The sequence below is a fragment of the Caldicellulosiruptor bescii DSM 6725 genome, assembly GCF_000022325.1.
Classification (GTDB): domain Bacteria; phylum Bacillota; class Thermoanaerobacteria; order Caldicellulosiruptorales; family Caldicellulosiruptoraceae; genus Caldicellulosiruptor; species Caldicellulosiruptor bescii.
On record NC_012034.1, the window covers coordinates 100,910 to 119,126 of the forward strand.

At 32.3% G+C, this 18,217-nt stretch carries 18 protein-coding genes and 1 pseudogene; 16 read left to right on the plus strand and 3 right to left on the minus strand.

The features are described from left to right. Window positions 1-37: 37 nt before the first annotated feature. Complete coding sequence (locus ATHE_RS00390) at window positions 38-526, minus strand: hypothetical protein (RefSeq protein ID WP_015906720.1); 489 nt, start codon at window positions 524-526, stop codon at window positions 38-40. A 184-nt stretch (window positions 527-710) separates the two neighbouring features. On the opposite strand from ATHE_RS00390, the gene ATHE_RS00395 reads away from it, so the two are divergent. The 12 genes and pseudogenes from ATHE_RS00395 to ATHE_RS00450 all read left to right on the plus strand — a co-directional run bounded on the left by ATHE_RS00395 (window position 711) and on the right by ATHE_RS00450 (window position 12,455). Continuing rightward, window positions 711-1,403, plus strand: coding sequence for a response regulator (locus ATHE_RS00395; protein ID WP_013429135.1), 693 nt, complete (start codon window positions 711-713; stop codon window positions 1,401-1,403). A gap of 23 nt (window positions 1,404-1,426) precedes the next feature. Continuing rightward, window positions 1,427-3,142, plus strand: coding sequence for an ATP-binding protein (locus ATHE_RS00400; RefSeq protein ID WP_013429136.1), 1,716 nt, complete (start codon window positions 1,427-1,429; stop codon window positions 3,140-3,142). Between the two features lie 88 nt (window positions 3,143-3,230). Continuing rightward, complete coding sequence (locus ATHE_RS00405; protein WP_179121854.1) at window positions 3,231-3,719, plus strand: hypothetical protein; 489 nt, start codon at window positions 3,231-3,233, stop codon at window positions 3,717-3,719. Window positions 3,720-3,736: 17 nt separating this feature from the next. Then, on the plus strand, window positions 3,737-5,035 hold the full coding sequence (locus ATHE_RS00410) for a two-component system activity regulator YycH (protein ID WP_015906722.1): 1,299 nt from the start codon (window positions 3,737-3,739) through the stop codon (window positions 5,033-5,035). Between the two features lie 24 nt (window positions 5,036-5,059). After that, entirely contained in the window at window positions 5,060-5,788 is a 729-nt protein-coding gene (locus ATHE_RS00415) for a hypothetical protein (RefSeq protein ID WP_015906723.1), read from the plus strand. Between the two features lie 222 nt (window positions 5,789-6,010). Continuing rightward, window positions 6,011-6,967: an ABC transporter permease gene (locus tag ATHE_RS00420; RefSeq protein ID WP_015906724.1), complete on the plus strand. Its 957-nt coding sequence runs from the start codon at window positions 6,011-6,013 to the stop codon at window positions 6,965-6,967. Window positions 6,968-7,014: 47 nt separating this feature from the next. Next, window positions 7,015-7,899 (plus strand): carbohydrate ABC transporter permease, encoded by an 885-nt coding sequence (locus ATHE_RS00425; RefSeq protein WP_015906725.1) that lies wholly within the window; start codon window positions 7,015-7,017, stop codon window positions 7,897-7,899. A gap of 91 nt (window positions 7,900-7,990) precedes the next feature. Beyond that, window positions 7,991-8,473 (plus strand): annotated as a pseudogene (locus ATHE_RS00430) (extracellular solute-binding protein); the annotation flags it as partial. Between the two features lie 607 nt (window positions 8,474-9,080). After that, window positions 9,081-9,740, plus strand: a complete 660-nt coding sequence (locus ATHE_RS00435) for a hypothetical protein (protein WP_015906727.1) — start codon at window positions 9,081-9,083, stop codon at window positions 9,738-9,740. A 285-nt stretch (window positions 9,741-10,025) separates the two neighbouring features. Next, window positions 10,026-11,099 (plus strand): glycoside hydrolase family 11 protein, encoded by a 1,074-nt coding sequence (locus ATHE_RS00440; RefSeq protein WP_015906728.1) that lies wholly within the window; start codon window positions 10,026-10,028, stop codon window positions 11,097-11,099. Window positions 11,100-11,489: 390 nt separating this feature from the next. Beyond that, window positions 11,490-11,852, plus strand: a complete 363-nt coding sequence (locus ATHE_RS00445) for a M66 family metalloprotease (protein ID WP_015906729.1) — start codon at window positions 11,490-11,492, stop codon at window positions 11,850-11,852. Between the two features lie 45 nt (window positions 11,853-11,897). After that, window positions 11,898-12,455: a hypothetical protein gene (locus ATHE_RS00450; protein ID WP_015906730.1), complete on the plus strand. Its 558-nt coding sequence runs from the start codon at window positions 11,898-11,900 to the stop codon at window positions 12,453-12,455. Window positions 12,456-12,468: 13 nt separating this feature from the next. On the opposite strand, the gene ATHE_RS00455 is transcribed toward ATHE_RS00450, so the two are convergent. Together ATHE_RS00455 and ATHE_RS00460 are read right to left on the minus strand one after the other, a co-directional pair. Next, a complete protein-coding gene (locus ATHE_RS00455) occupies window positions 12,469-13,908 on the minus strand; it encodes an ISLre2-like element ISCbe4 family transposase (protein WP_015906731.1) in 1,440 nt (479 codons plus the stop codon). 489 nt (window positions 13,909-14,397) lie between these two features. Next, window positions 14,398-15,135, minus strand: a complete 738-nt coding sequence (locus tag ATHE_RS00460) for an NPCBM/NEW2 domain-containing protein (RefSeq protein ID WP_015906732.1) — start codon at window positions 15,133-15,135, stop codon at window positions 14,398-14,400. Between the two features lie 282 nt (window positions 15,136-15,417). Between ATHE_RS00460 and ATHE_RS14875 the strand changes: the two genes are divergently transcribed. The 4 genes from ATHE_RS14875 to nagA all read left to right on the plus strand — a co-directional run bounded on the left by ATHE_RS14875 (window position 15,418) and on the right by nagA (window position 18,139). Continuing rightward, entirely contained in the window at window positions 15,418-15,663 is a 246-nt protein-coding gene (locus tag ATHE_RS14875; RefSeq protein WP_015906733.1) for a helix-turn-helix domain-containing protein, read from the plus strand. Window positions 15,664-15,704: 41 nt separating this feature from the next. Then, window positions 15,705-16,538: an ImmA/IrrE family metallo-endopeptidase gene (locus ATHE_RS00465; RefSeq protein WP_231503213.1), complete on the plus strand. Its 834-nt coding sequence runs from the start codon at window positions 15,705-15,707 to the stop codon at window positions 16,536-16,538. Window positions 16,539-16,742: 204 nt separating this feature from the next. After that, a complete protein-coding gene (locus tag ATHE_RS15315; protein WP_157678144.1) occupies window positions 16,743-16,886 on the plus strand; it encodes a DUF3368 domain-containing protein in 144 nt (47 codons plus the stop codon). 107 nt (window positions 16,887-16,993) lie between these two features. Further along, window positions 16,994-18,139, plus strand: coding sequence for an N-acetylglucosamine-6-phosphate deacetylase (gene nagA, locus ATHE_RS00470; RefSeq protein ID WP_015906735.1), 1,146 nt, complete (start codon window positions 16,994-16,996; stop codon window positions 18,137-18,139). The last annotated feature ends 78 nt before the right edge of the window (window positions 18,140-18,217 follow it).

Sequence of the window (18,217 nt, forward strand, 5' to 3'; positions counted from 1 at the left end):
AACCCCTCTTTTTGTTTTGATAACATTCATAATAACCTTATCTTCGTCTTCTTCTTGTATATGTAAGGTCCAAAGTTTTTGGTCGTTGCTGTCTTGGCAGCTCTGAAATGAGGTATATCACAAAAAGATGAATCAAAAATAGCACAAGGTTAAGTCCCACATGTATGTAAATATATAGAGGTCTTTGAAGAATTACCATGTTGGAAGATTCTCTTGCAAATTCTACAAATCCCATCAGATGTATTGAAAAAACCTGTAAAAGCAAAATCATAAAATTTTGAAAATGGGCATTAAACATAAACAGAACAGCAAGGATGCATGATATAACAAAGCCTGGTAAAAGTAGCAAGGTTGATGTTATGTAAAATCTTAAAATAATTGTTATCAAAAATATAGTAATCAAACATATCAGTGACCAGACAAGAAGAAGCATTCCATCATTTGAAAACAGGTTAGTGCCTGCAAAAAAACAAAGGTATATCAAAAGCCAAAGAAATATTTCAAATGCAACATTTCTATTTTCCATAGTATTACAGCTCTTAAAAAGAATTTAAGAGCTTTTACCCTCCTTTTTTAGCATCTTGAAGACTTACTTTTTGAAATTACTCCAAAATCAATTATACATTAAAATATCGAATTAGTGTATAATTAAATTATCAGACTGGTAAAATTGAAAATTTTCATTTAAAAAAAGGGGGATTTTAAATTTCATGTCCAAAGCACATATTCTTGTTGTTGACGATGAAAAACCAATTGTTGATATTATAAAGTTCAATTTAGAAAAAGAAGGATATAAGGTAACAGCGTCATATGACGGTGAGGATGCGTTAAATAGAATAAAAAATGAAAACTTTGACATGGTACTTCTGGATGTGATGCTTCCTAAACTTGACGGGTTTTCTGTATGCAAAAAGGTCCGTGAGTTTTCAGATGTCCCAATTATAATGATAACAGCGAAGGCTGATGAGGTTGACAAGGTTTTGGGGCTGGAGCTTGGGGCAGATGATTACATAACAAAACCGTTTGGTATAAGAGAGCTCATTGCCAGAATTAGAGCAAATTTAAGAAGGACAGCTCAAAGCGCAGCTCAAGATGGAAAGGTATTAAAAGCTGGGAATTTGACTTTGAACCCTGAGACGTTTGAAGTAAAGAAAGACGGCAAAGTTATTGAACTTACCGTAAGAGAATATGAGCTTTTGAAGTTTTTGATGTCGCAAAAGGGTCAGGTATTTTCAAGAGAAGAGCTTTTGGAAAAGGTTTGGGACTATGAATATTATGGAGATGTTAGAACAGTAGATGTTACTGTAAGAAGATTGAGAGAAAAAATAGAAGATAATCCATCAGAACCGAATTTTATTCTTACAAAGAGAGGAATTGGCTACTACTTTAATCCCAATATTTAAAAGTGAGGAGAAAAAATAATACCATGACGAAAAGCATTGAAAGTAGACTTATAATTGTCTTTGGTCTATTGATTTTGATACTCATGTTTATATCCAGCTTTTTTGTCATAGACAGGACAAAAAGTTATTTTTATGATGATATTAAAAATAAGATAGAATTCATGGTGAGTTCATCACTGATAAGGATTTTAGAGGATAAAAGCCTTACACAGCAGAAAATTCAGGAAATAATTGACCAGTCAATGAAGCAGAGTCAGTATGGTTTTATGATACAAAAACTAATTGTGACAGACAACAGAGGAAGACTCTTGGCATCTTTTCCAAGGATGGATATCAGCTTTTATCCTTCGGATGAGATATTGACAAGTCTTGCAGGCTATAAGGTTATTAAACGGGATTCAGAAAACCAGACTATGATTTTTGCTTTTCCTATAAAAAGTGGTAAGTCTGTTGAAAGGTCATTATATTTAGAAGTGTCTTGCCAAAGTATACTTGAAACTGTCACAGACATAAAAAATATTTTATTTATGGCATATGTTATTGGTATGGGTTTTTCACTATTTATTGGATTTTTGTTTGCAAAAACCCTTTCCAATCCGCTAAGGAAACTTACCAGGCAGGCACTTGAGATGGCACAAGGCAATCTTGATGTCAAGATTGAAATTTCCAGTCAGGATGAGATAGGCAAGCTTGCAAGTGCTTTTAAAATAATGGCAACAAATCTGAAAAGGTATATAACAGAGCTTGAGTTTGAAAAACAAAAGCTTGAAAGAATACTTCAGAACATGTCAGATGGTGTTTTGGCTATAAACTCGAGAAATGAGATAATTCATATAAATGAGAGTGCGAAGAGATTTCTCAAAGATGATATTCATGGATTTTTGGACAAAATTCAAGCTCAAAAAAGTTCTGTAGTTTCTCAGCCAATAATTTATGAAGTTGATGGCTATACACTTGAGGTTAGCATAGCATTTTTTGTTGATTCTTTTCAATCAACAGGTATGGTATTTATACTACATGACATAACAGAACAAGCAAAGCTTGACAGGATGCGCAAACAGTTTGTTGCAGATGTCTCACATGAGCTGAGAACACCAATTACCACTATCAAAACTTATTCTGAGACACTTTTAGATGTTGATGATGAAAGTGTTAAAAGAGAGTTTTTGACTGTAATAATAAAAGAATGTGATAGGATGACAAGGCTTATATCTGACCTTTTATACCTCTCAAGGCTTGATAGTGGAGAGAATATACTGAGAATAGAAGAAGTAAATATAAGTGAGCTTGTGAGGTTTGTTTGTGAAAAGATGCGAATTCATGCCAATAAAAAACACCAGAGTCTTTTGTGCAATGTGCAGGAGGATATTATAATAGATGCAGACAGAGACAGACTTGAACAAGTGCTAATAAATCTTATTAACAACGCTATTACTTATGTTCAGGATGGTGGTAGGATAGAAGTTTGTCTTAAAAAAGAAAATGGAAATATTGAACTGACAGTTGAAGACAATGGGCCTGGTATACCTAAGGAGGACCTTCCACGGATATTTGAGAGGTTTTACAGGGTTGACAAGGCAAGGTCACGAAGTCTTGGGGGTAGCGGGCTTGGTCTTTCGATTGCTGATGAAATTGTAAAGGCTCATGGTGGCAGGGTTTTGGTTGAAAGCGAAGAAGGCGTTGGAACAAAGTTTACAGTAGTGCTTCCCTTAAAAGAAAAAGGACAAGTGACTTTGTAATGTGCTTTTAACATGCTTGTAACAAGATTGTAATAATAAAATTGTATAATGTAATTAGGATTATTATATGTAAGTGGTGAAAAAGAAGATGAAAAAGTTTGCATCTATGGCTGTAATAATATTAATCTTATTTAACTTAACCTTGACATATGCATTTGCAGGAGAGACTCTTTCTAAGGCAAAGAATATAAATTCAATTGAGATAGATGGCAGTAAAATTGCATCAACCAGTACCTCCCTTGTGGAGATAGCAGATTACAACAGCAATATTACAACTTCAGCATTTGTGCTGTCTGGAAAGAGTTCAGAAGGTGTTGAAATTAGTATATATACTAAAAAAGACAAGAAAGAGGCATTTACACAGAATAATATTGTTGAAAAGTTTACTGTTGGCAAGTCTGGATATTTTGCAAAGAAGATAAATGTTGATGAGGGAACAACATATATTTTAGTTGTGGCTAAAAAAGACAGTAATATGCAGCTTAGTATGTTGAAAGTGTCATATCAAAAAGAAGAGAGTTTTGGAAGATGGATAGAAAAAGTTATTTCAAACATTATAAATTCGTTTGGTAAATAAAAAAGAGGGTAAGCTAAATGAGGTATAGCAAAAAAGAGTTTTTAAAAAGCATAGTGCTGAGTATACTTGTTATACTCAGCATTTATTTGTATTATAAAATTTATTTTGACTACAAAACAGAAGACATTGTGAAATTAGCTTTAGCATACAAGGAAGAACAATCTCAGCAGCAGCTTTTGAAAAAGGCAAAAGAAATTTTGGTTTCGCCAAAGGAAATGTATTTAAACATTTCAAAAAATATTGCACTCAGGATTTTGAGCAACCAGAACGAATATTTACAAGTTGTCTCAAAGTTTATAGAAGGGATTGAGAGAGGATTTGTCAAAAGAGAGGTAGAAGTGTCCACTAAAAATTTAAATATAGATTTTTTTAAGTCAGGTAGATATTTAATTTTTTGCTATGATTATCCTGTTAACTTGAATGTTTTCTTGTATGAGTTAACAAGAAGAACTACTGACAAAATACCGAAAGGTTTTGAATTTGACAAAATATTTATAAAAGAAGATTCAAATGCAACTATTGTGTATTTTTTTAATTCCCAAAAACAGATTGCGATTTTGCAGAAATTTGACCAGTTTGGTTTTTTGCCACTGGAAAGAGTAATTGAGAAAAACTTATCCATTATATATTCATGGGCAGACGGGCTTGGGTTTACAGAGATAGCCAAAAATGATGTGTTAATACCTATTGAATTTTCTGATATTCAGTTTTCTGAGATAAAGATAAAAGATAGCAGTTTTAAGAAAGAATGGATTGTTCGCAGACTATTTCCAGATACTATTCTTACCAGAAAGAATATTCTTAAAGATGGCGATATTGCAATAACAGACGAAAGAAAGATGTTGGTTTTTAAAAATGACCGAGGTTTTGAATTTGAATACACAGAGAAAACATTTGGTGACAGAGTAGATTCTGTCTGCGATACTTTAATGTTTTATCTTAAGACATTTTATACTGATGAAGACTTGAGAGTTTTTAGTCTTAAGACAGAAAAAGAAGGCAATTTTACCATAAAGCTTGGTTTGAGAACAAGCGGAATAGACATTGCTTCATCTGATGAAGAGTACTGTGTAGAAATTGAAGTAAAAAGCGGAAGGATTTATAGAATCTCGGGATACATTTTTGATATCATTAAAGTCAGGACTTCACAGATAAAGGTTGAAGGGATTGCGGCAATTGACACATTAAAAGAACGGAAAGGTGATATTTTCATAGAGGATATAGACATTGAATATGTTTTAGGTGGTGCAAGTTCATATCCTTACTGGAAAATAAAAACTCAAAACGGAGTTGCCTTTGTTGAAACAATAAAGTAATTTAAAGGAGACTTGGATATAGTTATGAACTGGTCAAGAGTAAAGACAATAGCAATATTAGTGTTTGTACTAATTTTTGTATTTCTTGTAATAAGGTATTTAAATCTTTTTCCAAAAGAAGAGTATCTTACAAAACAGCAGGTAGACATTGCCAAGAGTATACTTTTGCAGAACTCTATAAAGCTCTTGTGCGATGTTGACAGAAGAATATATTATGTATCAAAACTTAGTGTGACAACAGAAAACAAGTATGATAGCATAGTTACAAAGCTTTTTGGAAAAAGAGTGGACAGGTATCAGAATGAGTTTGAAAGCAGCATTTATCATCTCAAAATTGTCAACCAGACCCTTTTTTTAGAGTCAAAGTATTACCAAGACCCATTTGAACTTTTTGATATAAAAAAAGGTGACTATATTAAGGACTACGACGGTAGTTTCATTCAGGTATTTAGAGGATATCCAATTTTTGATGGGAGGTTGAAGGTAATAAAACAAAAAGATAATACACTTTATATATTTTCAAAAATAAATCCAAAAAGATTTGAGATAAAAAGAACAAGAGCTATTTCAGCGCTTGAAGCAGTTTTTAATCTTTTAAACCAGCAAAAAGGCATAAAAGAAATTCAAAATATAAAGTTTGGATTCTATTTAAAGGATTTTAATGTTATACAAGGTCAGGCAATTCCTGTTTGGCGGATTGTTGCAGACGGCAATGTTTATTATATAAACGGGTTTACGGGGATGTTGGAGTAAGTAGCTGATAAAGCAGGTAAAATAAATAAAGGCAGGGGCTTTATAAGGTTTTAAAGTCTCTGCCTTTTTGTTTTTGCTCAAAAATCTTAAATTTAGATACCACTTCTTAAAAAACCCCTCTTTTTTATAGACTTTGCCCCATTTTATAATAAAATCAGAAAAACAAATTGTAGCTTATGTAATATAAAAAATATAACCTCTATAGAAGGAAGGCGATGTATCATGGAATCAGCTATTTCACCGAATATGCAGCACAGCCACCAAAGTGGTTTTAGAAGATTTTTGCACAAATTAAATGAACAAAAGTACCTTCAGGCAATGGCGATACCCGGTGTAATTTGGATGATAATTTTTAACTACATACCAATGTATGGAATTATAATTGCATTTAAAGAATACGACATTACTTTGGGATTTAATAAATCACCATGGGTAGGTCTTGCTAACTTTAAGGAATTTTTTGCTGATGAAAGATTCTGGCTGATAATAAAGAATACAGTGGGAATAAGCTTTTTCAAACTTCTTGTAGGATTTCCTCTTCCCATATTATTTGCAGTGCTTCTAAATGAGCTTGTGTCAGTCAGGTTCAAAAGAACTGTCCAGACAATATCTTACCTGCCACATTTTATATCTTGGGTTGTGCTTGGCGGAATACTTATGAACTGGCTGTCAGAAACAGGTCTTATAAATATAATTTTAACAAAAATAGGAATATTAAAGCAGCCTATAGCATTCTTGGCAGAACCAAAGTATTTTTGGGGAATAACAGTTGTATCTGAAGTTTGGAAGGAACTTGGTTGGAATGCGATAATCTATTTAGCAGCAATTGCTGGAATTGACCCTGAGCTTTATGAAGCTGCAACTGTTGATGGAGCAGGAAGGTTTACAAAGATGTTCAAGATTACCATACCGTGTATCTCTGGTACAATTGCTATTATGTTTATTTTGGCGGTAAGTGGACTTATGAACTCTAACTTTGACCAGATATTTGTTCTCAGAAATCCGCTCAATGCAGATGCTTCTGATGTTATTGATATATATGTTTACCGTATGGGAATAGAGGCGTTCAGATTTTCGTATGCAACTGCAATAGGACTTTTTAAGTCGATAATTGCACTGATGTTACTTCTTACTGCAAATGGAGTAACAAAGAAACTTACTGGCAAATCATTATTCTAATTTCTATATACTGTAAAATTGAGCTATGAAAAGAGGTGTAAATTGAAATGAAAATCAAATCTTCATTTGGAGATAAGGTATTTGACATTTTTAATATAACATTAATGCTTATTATATGTTTCTTAACATTATATCCAATTTGGTATATCATAGTATATTCTTTTAACGAAGGAAAAGATGCAATGCTTGGCGGTATCTACTTTTGGCCACGCAAGTTCACACTGGATAACTACAAAACTGTTTTTAGCAATAGCGACATCACAACAGCATTTATGGTGACAGTTGCACGAACAGTTATAACAACTACACTGCATGTATTTTTCACTGCAATGGTTGCATATGCTTTTTTGCGCAAAGAACTTTTGGGAAGAAAGATTTACATGGCAATGGGAACAATAACCCTCTTTTTTGGAGGGGGGCTTATACCATACTTCCTACTTATTAAAAGTTTGGGATTGTACAATACCTTTTGGGTGTATGTAATACCAGGAATGTTCAACTTTTATAATCTTATAATCTTCCAAGCCTTTTTCAGAGAACTTCCAATTGAACTTGAAGAGTCTGCAAAGATTGATGGAGCAAACGACTTTATAATATTTACAAGAATAATCCTTCCACTGTCAACACCAGTTTTGGCAACAATAGCTCTTTTTGTTGGAGTTTATAACTGGAATGACTATTTTATGGGAGTTATATTCATTAACAATCCAAAACTTCAGCCAATACAGACATTTTTGTACAAAGTGATAGCTCAGGTAACCTCGAATCAGATGCTTGCATATGCTCCAGGCGGTATTGCAACAAGAAACGTTACCTCTCAATCGTTAAAGATGGCTACAATGGTTATTACCACCTTACCAATTGTATGTGTCTATCCATTTTTACAAAAATATTTTGTTAAAGGTCTATTGATAGGTGCCATAAAAGGATAATAATACAATCATATAATCGATCGATGGCATTAACTGCACGTCTGTGCAGTTAATAAAAATAAAAAATATACTAAAAGGAGGTATTTTTAGCATGAGAAATTTAAAACTTAAAAGACTTTTGGCTTTAGTTGTAGCTATTGCATTTGTTGCAAGTATAGTTCCATTTGCTATTGGTAGTGCAGCAAGTTCTGTCAAGCCAGGGTGGAAAGAAGATGCCAAAAAACCAATCACATTTGATTGGTACATCAACTTTTCGTGGTTTGGGACAAAGTGGGGCGGAAATGCAGTTTCTGATTACATTACAAAAAAGACAGGTGTGAAAATCAATTTTATAGTCCCAGCAGGAAATGAAAATGAAAAACTCAATGTAATGATTGCTTCAAACACACTCCCAGACTTTATAACTCTTGGTTGGTGGGAAGAGGCAGTTAAAAAAATGATTGCAGGGAAGCTTGTATATGCTTTGGATGAACTTGCAAAGAAATATGACCCGTACTTCTTCACGGTTGCAAACAAGCAAAGACTTGGCTGGTATACCGAACCAGATGGACATGTCTATGGCTATCCAAATGCATTATTTCTGTTTCTTCAGATATTAGTTTTAGCAACCAGAGAATAAGAGTCTCAATCACAAAAGTTTCTGGTGTAGATTGTACAATGGCTTATAATACCAATGATTTTCCAACAAGGTTGATTACACCAGGTCAGTGATTGACATAAAAATTTCATATATTTATGTAGTGAAATAAAGAGTTCTCTAAAAACAAAATGTTAAAAGTAAAATAAAATAAATTAAAAACTATATATTGCAAGAGAAGGAGCTGTCCAACTATCTTTTTGGATAGCCCCTTATTAATTTAACATTTATATGAGGATATACATAAAGCATTATAATTTAATGAAAAATTCCATCAAAATACAGAAAAATGGTAAAAAAAGAATGACGATAATCAAAAAAGTTTAATTTTTTAGGTATTTTTTTAAGATTTTTAGGGTTTACATTTTCTAGTTGTTAATTTATAATAAACTAACCTTTTGATAAAGTGATTAAATAAAAAGATTTTAATAAACCGTTGTGTAATATGCATTAAGATATGAAGTAAATAAAATAACGGTAAAAAAATAAACAAAAATTTTTGTAACATTATTTAAGTGAAGGGAAGGTGAAAGGAGGTAGCAATGTGACAGACTTATATATAACCATTTTATTTGTCTCGATAATTATAGCATTTGGGATTGAAATTTTACAAAGTAAAACCTTTCATAAAAGTTGTTTAACAGGAGACAAAAATTTATTTCTGCTCATAGGGATGACTTTTTTAGGAATTCATTTGTTTATAACATTTCCGGGCATGATTTCGATAAAGATATGGATGATGCTAAATCTTATTGTATTGTGGATCTTGTCATATTACAGAGAAACTATAAAAAAAGAAATATTATTCAAGAATATTTCTAAACTTTTAAAATCTCAAAGAAGAAAAATATTTTTTATAAGTAGCATATTGTGTTACATAATTGTCTGTCTTCTTTTAAATTATTACATAGTTTACAAGTTCATATATTCATCTGCAGTTTCAAAATTAACAATAACATTCACTATTTCCTTTCTTATACTAACAGAAGCTAAAAATATAGCTTGTTTTATTACAATTTTAAAATTTTATTGCATATCTTTGGTAACGATTTGGGGAGAAAATTTAGTGAAATATGAGGGATGGCTTATTGGAGCAACAAGAGATTATTACATATTAAAAGAAAAATTTTCGGGGAAATTAATAACAGTAAAAAAAGATATAGTTAATCAAATAGTGATAATGGGAAAAGTTTTTGAAAGATAATGTTCAAATATAAGGGATAACATAATAGGTTTAAAATCTTTATGAATAAAAATTTTAAATAACCTGTTGACGGAAATCAATTCTGATTATATAATATAATTATCAGAAAATATTTATAAGATATCTGACAACTAAATTTTAAAGTCTATAAATAGATGAACAAATAAATAAACAAAAAACACCTAAATTGATTAATATTAGCATCTTAATTAAGACAAAGAATGTCTGAAACGCTTCAAAAAGAGCGTTTCATAAAAGTAATTCTAATGAAGGGAGGTTTACAAAATGAGGTTTAAAAAGTTTTTAAAAGTTTTGATAGCTGTTTTAATGTGCTTTATGCTTGGAAATCCGTTTTATGCGCAAGCTGCAATAACCCTCACATCCAATGCTAGTGGAACTTATGATGGCTATTACTATGAATTGTGGAAGGATTCTGGAAATACAACAATGACAGTTGACACAGGAGGAAGATTTAGCTGTCAATGGAGTAACATTAACAATGCACTTTTCAGAACAGGTAAAAAATTCAGTACAGCATGGAACCAGCTCGGAACAGTGAAAATCACCTACTCTGCTACCTACAATCCAAATGGTAATTCATATCTATGTATCTATGGATGGTCAAGAAATCCACTGGTTGAATTTTACATTGTCGAAAGCTGGGGCACATGGCGTCCGCCCGGGGCAACATCATTGGGTACTGTAACGATTGATGGAGGAACATACGATATTTACAAGACAACTCGTGTAAATCAACCATCTATAGAAGGGACAACTACATTTGATCAGTATTGGAGTGTTAGAACATCAAAAAGAACAAGTGGCACTGTTACTGTGACTGATCATTTTAAAGCATGGGCTGCAAAAGGCCTGAACTTGGGTACAATTGACCAGATTACACTCTGTGTAGAAGGTTACCAGAGCAGTGGTTCAGCTAATATAACACAAAATACATTTTCTATAACAAGTGCCTCTTCAGGTGGAACAACACCCACTACCACAAAGGTAGAGTGTGAAAATATGTCACTGAGTGGGCCGTATGCATCAAAAATTACAAGTCCATTTTACGGCATGGCTCTTTATGCAAACGGAGATAAAGCAACAACAAATATAAACTTTTCAGCAAGCCGTAACTATACTTTTAAATTACGAGGATGTGGAAATAACAATAATTTAGCATCAGTTGATTTACTAATAGATGGGAAGAAAGTAGGTTCGTTCTATTATCGGGGGACATATCCTTGGGAAGCTCCTATAGAGAATGTGTATGTGAGTGCAGGTTCGCACAAAGTGGAAATTGTAGTTTCTGCTGATAATGGTACATGGGATGTTTATGCAGATTATTTGTTAATACAATGAAATTAAGAAATGTTTTTAAAACAGGTTGCTTCGAAGAAGCAGCCTGTTTTTTATATTTACTAGTACAAAACGATTGGAGTCAGTCTAATGTATTAATTTTAACTGGAATATAGTTTTTTTACTGTTTTACAAAGGCAAAAGGTAAATTTGAGTTGGTATTTGTTCTTTTACACAAAAATGTACAAATCTTATCATCGTTAGGGTATTTAAAAATTACTACATATGATACAACCAAAGCCGTGTATAGAAGCTAACAAAGACTGATTCAATTCATCGCTTTTGGAGGAATGTATTTATTTTATGCTATGTCACATGGAAAATGTATAAAATCTAACTTTTTCAAATGCAAATCTGTTTTTTTGCACAGCTGATCCGACATGGTGGGACTCAATGTTTGGCGGAAGTACAATATCCAAATATGTTGAAGGTTATACAACATTAAAGAATATCTATGGAACAGAAATCAATTCTTCGACCATTCAATCTTGTGATAGGAATATTGGTCAGGCTACAATTTATGTAAGCCCTTATGTAACTGCATTTACACATACTTTAACTCAGCGAAGAGGTATTTTAATGCATGAGATGGGACACGCTATGGGCTTAAGACATCCTAATTATTCGGACTCAAGAAATAGCTATTCAGCTGATAGTTATGGAAGTATTATGGATTACAGTTATACCGAAGAATACCCAACTATACATGATATATGTGACATTGAAATAATGTATGGTTTTAACTGTTACAATTAAATATCTTGAGTATTTAGCAGATAGTTATGAGGAGGTTAGATCGAAATGAAAAAAAGCGTTAAAATTAGTTGTATACTTATAACAGTGATCCTACTTTTTAGCTTACCGTTTTTGAATTATATAAAGAAAAATACGAATAAAATGAAAAATTATGAGAAGCCAATTATATATTATGATCCATTAAAAAGTTACCAACATTTGACTTTTGAGTACTACGTCAAAAATTCGCAAGCAGTAATTGTAGGAAAAGTAGTTAAAAAAGAAGAAACAACTGAAACAGTACAGGCAAAACCAGGAACTAACGTATATGAATTACAATCAAAATTAGGAATACCGTCAACTACAGTAACCAGATTATATGTAACAGTTGAAGTTGAGAAAATCCTAAAAGGAAATGTAGATGACAAGCAAATAGAGCTTTGTTTTGCATTCTATGACCCATTTAATAAATCAGATCTTTTTGAAATGCAGCCTGGTGAAAAATTTGTTTTTATGATAGAAAAAAGAAAAGATAAACCAGGTGTGTGGTGGATTGCATCTGAAAATAGATTTATATTTAAAGTCAATAGCGACAGCACAATAGATAGTGTCAAGAGTTTGTAGGAAAAAATTTTTATCAGAATATACCTGCATTATAGAAGCTACAACTAATCAAAGACTTTAATGCTCTTCGTAACTGGTTAACTTTACCATTTGCTATAACTGGTATATTATTCCACTTTTCCGTACCTTTTCGTACTCTTTTCCCGTTCTTTATAATTCCTTTTGCTATTTCTTTAACTTCTTGCCTTTCTGACTTCTTGGCTTTTATCTTCTCTAAATATACATTCATAAGTTCAAAACCATTATATTTTAAACTCAATAACTTTACCATGGTCTCCGCTATATCTTCGCTCCATCCTCTTGGTCTTGAACTCATCCTCTCTGCTAATACATGACTTACATGCCCTTCTGCACTACATCCCTTTATATTAACATTCGCTGCTTCTAATACTATATTATCCCAGTGCGAAAGTATGTATCTCCTTCCCTTCTTTATCCTCCTCTTAGCTAACTCATCTTCTTTTACCTCCTCCATCTTTTCTTTTACTAATGCCTCAAATCCCTCTCTATCCTTCTCTCTTAATGCTTTCAAAATCTCATTAAATAATTTTCTATCCCCTCCTGCTATTTTCATTATCTCCTTCGTTAAGTGAAACTTATCTAATACAAATTCCGCTCCATCTATCCACTCTAATCCCTTCTTTATCCAATTAGCTCCATCTCCTAAAAGATATATGTTTTCTATCTTCTCAACTTCAAAATTCTCTTCAATATACTTACCCACTTTTGCCCAAAAATCATCTGCATCCTCTTTTACACTGCTAAAATAATGCAAATCCTTTAATTCCTTCCTAATAACAACGCCCTTCTCTTCCTTATATCCCGTATTTATGTAAGCAAGCTTCGCTATCTCTTTCTTCCCATTCTGTAATGAAATATGGTCTTCATCCGCCTCGATATAAAGCTCTTTTACAACTTTCTTCTCTCCTTTTACACTCTTGCTATGCTGGATTTCATCTAATTCTTTACTATCTATCCCTTTCAAAATATTCATTACACTTTGTCTACTAATCCTATCCTCCCCTAATACTTCCTTTGCTGCCTTCTCATATGACATGTCTACTACTCTCTCTATTATCGCTCCCTTTACCGCATTGTCTATCCTTTGATATCTCTCTATCCCTAAAACTATATCAACTAAATAAACATATCCTTTGCCTTCCTTATCTTTGTAATATGTTCTCTCATATTCAATATCACCAAATATTGTCTTTAAACCCCTCTTGTCTCTCCTCACAACTTCATACCTCTTCTTCCTCTCTTCGTTTTCTTTCAATGATTCATCTATAAGTTCACATGCTTCCTTTATCATCTCCTTGCCTATCAGGTCTAACTGCTTCTTAAGTTCAATTGAATATTCCGCTAAATCCTTCTCCCTTTTCACTATCTTCTCTAATCCTTCCTCAAAAGTCTTTAAAAGTTCTTCTATTTTTGATACAATATTTTCAGTCATTTTGCTCCCTCCTTTGGTTTGTTTTTCCTTTTTCTTTTTTTATTTTTTCATCATTATATTCTACTTCATTTTTTCTCTTCTACCAAGAGGAGGGAGCTTTTTTCCATCCAATGTCCTATAAATATTTTACACTAAGGCACAATATATCCTGCATGTTGGTGGTACGATGAAAGGTATAAAAAAAGATTTTTTAATATAACCTTAAATGAACTTAATAAAGAAATCAACAGAATTGACAAGCTTGAGGAAGTTCCTATGATAGATGAAATTCCAAAAGAGGTTTGGAGAAAATTAGAGGAAGGAAAAAGAAATAACAATTGAACATTAAAAAAAGAACCTCCTTCTTGGTGATAATTAGGATACAAGCATGAATATTCAAGAAGGAGGTTTTTGTTATAAAATGGTGTTTTAACAATAGAGGGAATTACTCAAGATTAACATTACCCTTAATTTGCAGTACTTAATAATATCGCTGAAATTGTATATGATTTATGGAATAAGAAGTGGGTCACAAATATTCATATAAATTTTACCCTCGCCATTTGGAAAACTTTCAAATTCTACAGTCAAATAATTAACACCGGTTATGTTCACAGTTGCTGATTTTGGGTCATCATAAAGCTCACAAGTATACTCACCAAGAAGTTCATTATCACCATAAATTCTTACTGCACCTTTTGAGCCTTTTCCAGAAAAATCAGATACGCCATATTTGAATTGTAATTTTGTATATTTACCGTGTAGCTTATAATTTAGTCTGAATTTCTGAGCGGTATCAGCCCAATAGTTCCACCATATATTCTTATAAAACTTTTTTCCATTTATAACAACATCAGTTGCATTAAAGCCAAAATTATAGTAACTCCCTTCTTTATTGAAATATTCTAAATCACTCAACCACACCCCATTTTTATTTTTCACAAAAGCCCCTATTTCTACTCTTTTTGCTTGATCATTGAAGATATAGCCCATATCTCCAACGTTCAAGAAAGTTTTGAGTATAGAATCAAAGTGGACATATCTTCTTCCACCATAGCTTATAAAGGGTACTTTTTGAGCAGTACTAATTCCGTTAATTAAAACATCATAATAGGATAGTTGAGGCATAGATGATATTTTCTTTTGCAACTCCTCATTTTTCTTTTTAAGTAGGGCTATGTCGTTTTTTAGCTTCTGATTTTCGGTTTTCAAATTATTATAATCTTTTAAAAGCTTTTCATAGTTCATAAATATACAAGAAAAATTTAAATATGTCAATTGGTATTGTGTGTATTTGAAAAACTACTTGATAAGAACGTGATGCTTTAAGATTTATGCATATCAAATACGGGTAATTCATATGAGAGAATACAAATCTATAATGCAGTTTACATATTTAAGCAATATGCAAATTTTTTCTTTCAATGGAAACAACAATAAAAATGTTAAATAAAATTAACATTTTTATTGCAAAGATAGTTCAAATAGTGTAAAATATTTGTAACAAAAAATTGATGAGAGTGAGTTAATATGTCATTAGCAAAGGTAATTGGGAATAACATACACGCTTTGATGAAAAAACAGAATGTAAAGATAAAGCAACTTGCGGATTTAATTGGAGTTACCAGGCAGACTATGACTAAATACCTTGAAGGTGAAGTAATTATTGATAGCGAGAAGCTTTTCAAAATAGCTGAATTTTTTGGAAAGCCTTTAGATTATTTTCTTGAAAACAAACATGAAGAAATGGCTTTTTATTCAGGGCTCATGTTTTAAATAAAGAATCTATCTCAACCGTTCAGTACAAAATCTGTGATTTGATAAACAGGGTGTATGAGATTTATGAACTTGCTGGTGAAAAGATTTCCTATCTTCCACAGCAGTATAATCTCAAAATAGATTCTAAGGAAAAGCAGATACCAAAGGAGATAAAACTTCAAATAGAACAGATAGTACTAGAAGAAAGAGAATGGTTAAACATTGGTGAAAGCAGAGGAGAGGAAATTACTGAATGTTTTGAAAATAAGGGAATAAGAATAATTTTTGAAAAATTTGATATGCCAGACATGTTTGGAGTGTCTGCTTTGCATGACCAAAAGGGTTGTTTTATAGTTATTAACGATGATGAGAACATTCCAGAAGAGAGAAAGATATTTAGTATTGTTCATGAGTATGCTCACATTTTATTTGACAGAAACCAATACAGACAAGTTATTCTACAGTCTACTCGCAGGAATATTTACGAAAAAATTGCTGACAAATTTGCAGGATATTTTTTGATTCCGCGGAAAAGTCTTGCTAAGTATTCCGTCTTACTCAAAAGTCAATTATCATGGAATGATCTCATATACATCAAAAAAGATTTGCGAGTAAGTTTAAAAGCTCTTTTGCATGTTTTGAACGACTATGAATATATCAGTGATAAAGAATATCAAAAATGGCTGAAATACTTGAACATGAAAGGTTACACTAAAAAAGAACCTGATCCAATGCCTTACTTCAAAAAAAATACTGCACATGAGAAGATAGTAAGGATGCTTTTTATGAAGGAACAGATAGGAATTAACAAGGTGGCAGAACTTCTTGGGGTTAGTGTTGAAGAAGCAAGAGAAAGCGCAAAGAAGTGGATGATGGATGAGAGAGAAGGTTAAAAACTCAAGGATTTAGGATATGATATTGCAAATCTTGAAACAGAAGAGGGATATAGTTTTTTTAAAGAGCTAAAAAAGTTCAAAGCTCTTTCAATTTATGATAGACTCGTAATTTCAATAGCACTCCAAAAAATTATTTGTGTTTCAAATGATAAACCAGTACGAAAAATCTGTAAAAAGTATGGAATAAACTCGACTGGCACGTTGGGTATTTTATGTGCTGCTTTTGAGAAGGGAATAATTAGCAAAAAAGAATTAAAAGAGTTAATAGATGAATATCGAAGCAATAGCGGTGCATATATAAACAAAGATATAATAAATGAAATAATAAGAATATATCACCTATAACGAAATAATCATTCTCAGTACTAAAAATACTTTGACATATGATTTAAAAAAATCGAATTAAGTTTGTAAAAAAGAAAATAAAACAATATTTTGAGGTATTTTCAATCATGAGAAAATACATCTTGGTCAAAAAAATTTTTAATGAATATTCTTTTATCAAAGACAATGTCTTGGTTGTAGAAGATGGAATAATTCTGGGAACGCAAAATGGAATTGATACTGGAAAAGATGAGATTATAGACAGAAGAGATTTTATTTTATCACCTGGATTTGTTGACAAACACACACATGGTATTGGTGGAGTTGATTTTTTTGAGGTAACGGCAGATGATTTAAAAACAATCCAAAACTACTATTTTAAACATGGTGTTACAACTGTTCTGCCAACAATTGTATCAGCTCCGTTTGAAAACATATATAAGCTTGCAAAAGCTATCAAAGAGGCAAAGAAAGACCCAAATTTTAAGCTAAACATCCCCGGGATATTCTTAGAGGGGCCATTTATAAACCCTGCCAAAAAAGGTGCGCATGATGAGAGATTTTTGCAAAAGCCGACAGTTGAGAAATTAGATGAATTAATTTCTAATTGTGAAGAAAAAATTGTTGATATTGTGCTTGCTCCAGAACTACTTGACAATCCCAATGAGTTTATTTCAAAGGCAATCGAACATGGAATCAATATCTCTCTTGGGCACACAGAAAGCAGTTTTGAACAGGCAGCAAAAGCACACCTTCTTGGTGCAAAAAATATTGTTCACCTTTTTAACGCAATGCCACAGCTACATCACAGACAGAATTCTATTACAACTTATGCGCTTTTGAGCGATATAAAAGTGGAGCTAATTTGCGACCTTATTCACCTATCACCTGAGATTATAAAACTTACATACAAGCTGAAAGGTGCAGAGAACATTATACTAATCAGTGATTCTATTGCTGCAACAGAACTTAGTGATGGTGAATATAGTTTAGGAAGCCTAAGAGTAAAAGTTGAAAATGGAATTTGTAAATTAGCAGATGGTACCATTGCTGGCAGCACATTGACGATTGATAAGGCAGTGAAGAACCTGGTAAAAATCGGAATTAGATTAGAGGATGCTCTCATGGCAGCAACTTACAATCCATCAAAACTTTTTTCACTTGAGTGCGCTACGATAAAAGAAGGCTTTAGGGCAGATTTTGTATTGATGGATGAGAATTTAAATGTAAAAGAGGTATATGTTGGGGGAGAGCTTGTATATAAGGCTATATAGTTGGTTTTTTTGTGTGTATTCTTACTTTAGATTTACCATTCTCCAAAATAGAAACCTTCCCTAAAATTTAGAGTATTT

Coding starts and splice junctions, on each gene's coding strand:
- ATHE_RS00390 (WP_015906720.1), bottom strand. CDS start 526: ATGGAAAATAGAAATGTTGCATTTGAAATATTTCTTTGGCTTTTGATA.
- ATHE_RS00395 (WP_013429135.1), top strand. CDS start 711: ATGTCCAAAGCACATATTCTTGTTGTTGACGATGAAAAACCAATTGTT.
- ATHE_RS00400 (WP_013429136.1), top strand. CDS start 1,427: ATGACGAAAAGCATTGAAAGTAGACTTATAATTGTCTTTGGTCTATTG.
- ATHE_RS00405 (WP_179121854.1), top strand. CDS start 3,231: ATGAAAAAGTTTGCATCTATGGCTGTAATAATATTAATCTTATTTAAC.
- ATHE_RS00410 (WP_015906722.1), top strand. CDS start 3,737: ATGAGGTATAGCAAAAAAGAGTTTTTAAAAAGCATAGTGCTGAGTATA.
- ATHE_RS00415 (WP_015906723.1), top strand. CDS start 5,060: ATGAACTGGTCAAGAGTAAAGACAATAGCAATATTAGTGTTTGTACTA.
- ATHE_RS00420 (WP_015906724.1), top strand. CDS start 6,011: ATGGAATCAGCTATTTCACCGAATATGCAGCACAGCCACCAAAGTGGT.
- ATHE_RS00425 (WP_015906725.1), top strand. CDS start 7,015: ATGAAAATCAAATCTTCATTTGGAGATAAGGTATTTGACATTTTTAAT.
- ATHE_RS00440 (WP_015906728.1), top strand. CDS start 10,026: ATGAGGTTTAAAAAGTTTTTAAAAGTTTTGATAGCTGTTTTAATGTGC.
- ATHE_RS00445 (WP_015906729.1), top strand. CDS start 11,490: ATGTTTGGCGGAAGTACAATATCCAAATATGTTGAAGGTTATACAACA.
- ATHE_RS00450 (WP_015906730.1), top strand. CDS start 11,898: ATGAAAAAAAGCGTTAAAATTAGTTGTATACTTATAACAGTGATCCTA.
- ATHE_RS00455 (WP_015906731.1), bottom strand. CDS start 13,908: ATGACTGAAAATATTGTATCAAAAATAGAAGAACTTTTAAAGACTTTT.
- ATHE_RS00460 (WP_015906732.1), bottom strand. CDS start 15,135: ATGAACTATGAAAAGCTTTTAAAAGATTATAATAATTTGAAAACCGAA.
- ATHE_RS14875 (WP_015906733.1), top strand. CDS start 15,418: ATGTCATTAGCAAAGGTAATTGGGAATAACATACACGCTTTGATGAAA.
- nagA (WP_015906735.1), top strand. CDS start 16,994: ATGAGAAAATACATCTTGGTCAAAAAAATTTTTAATGAATATTCTTTT.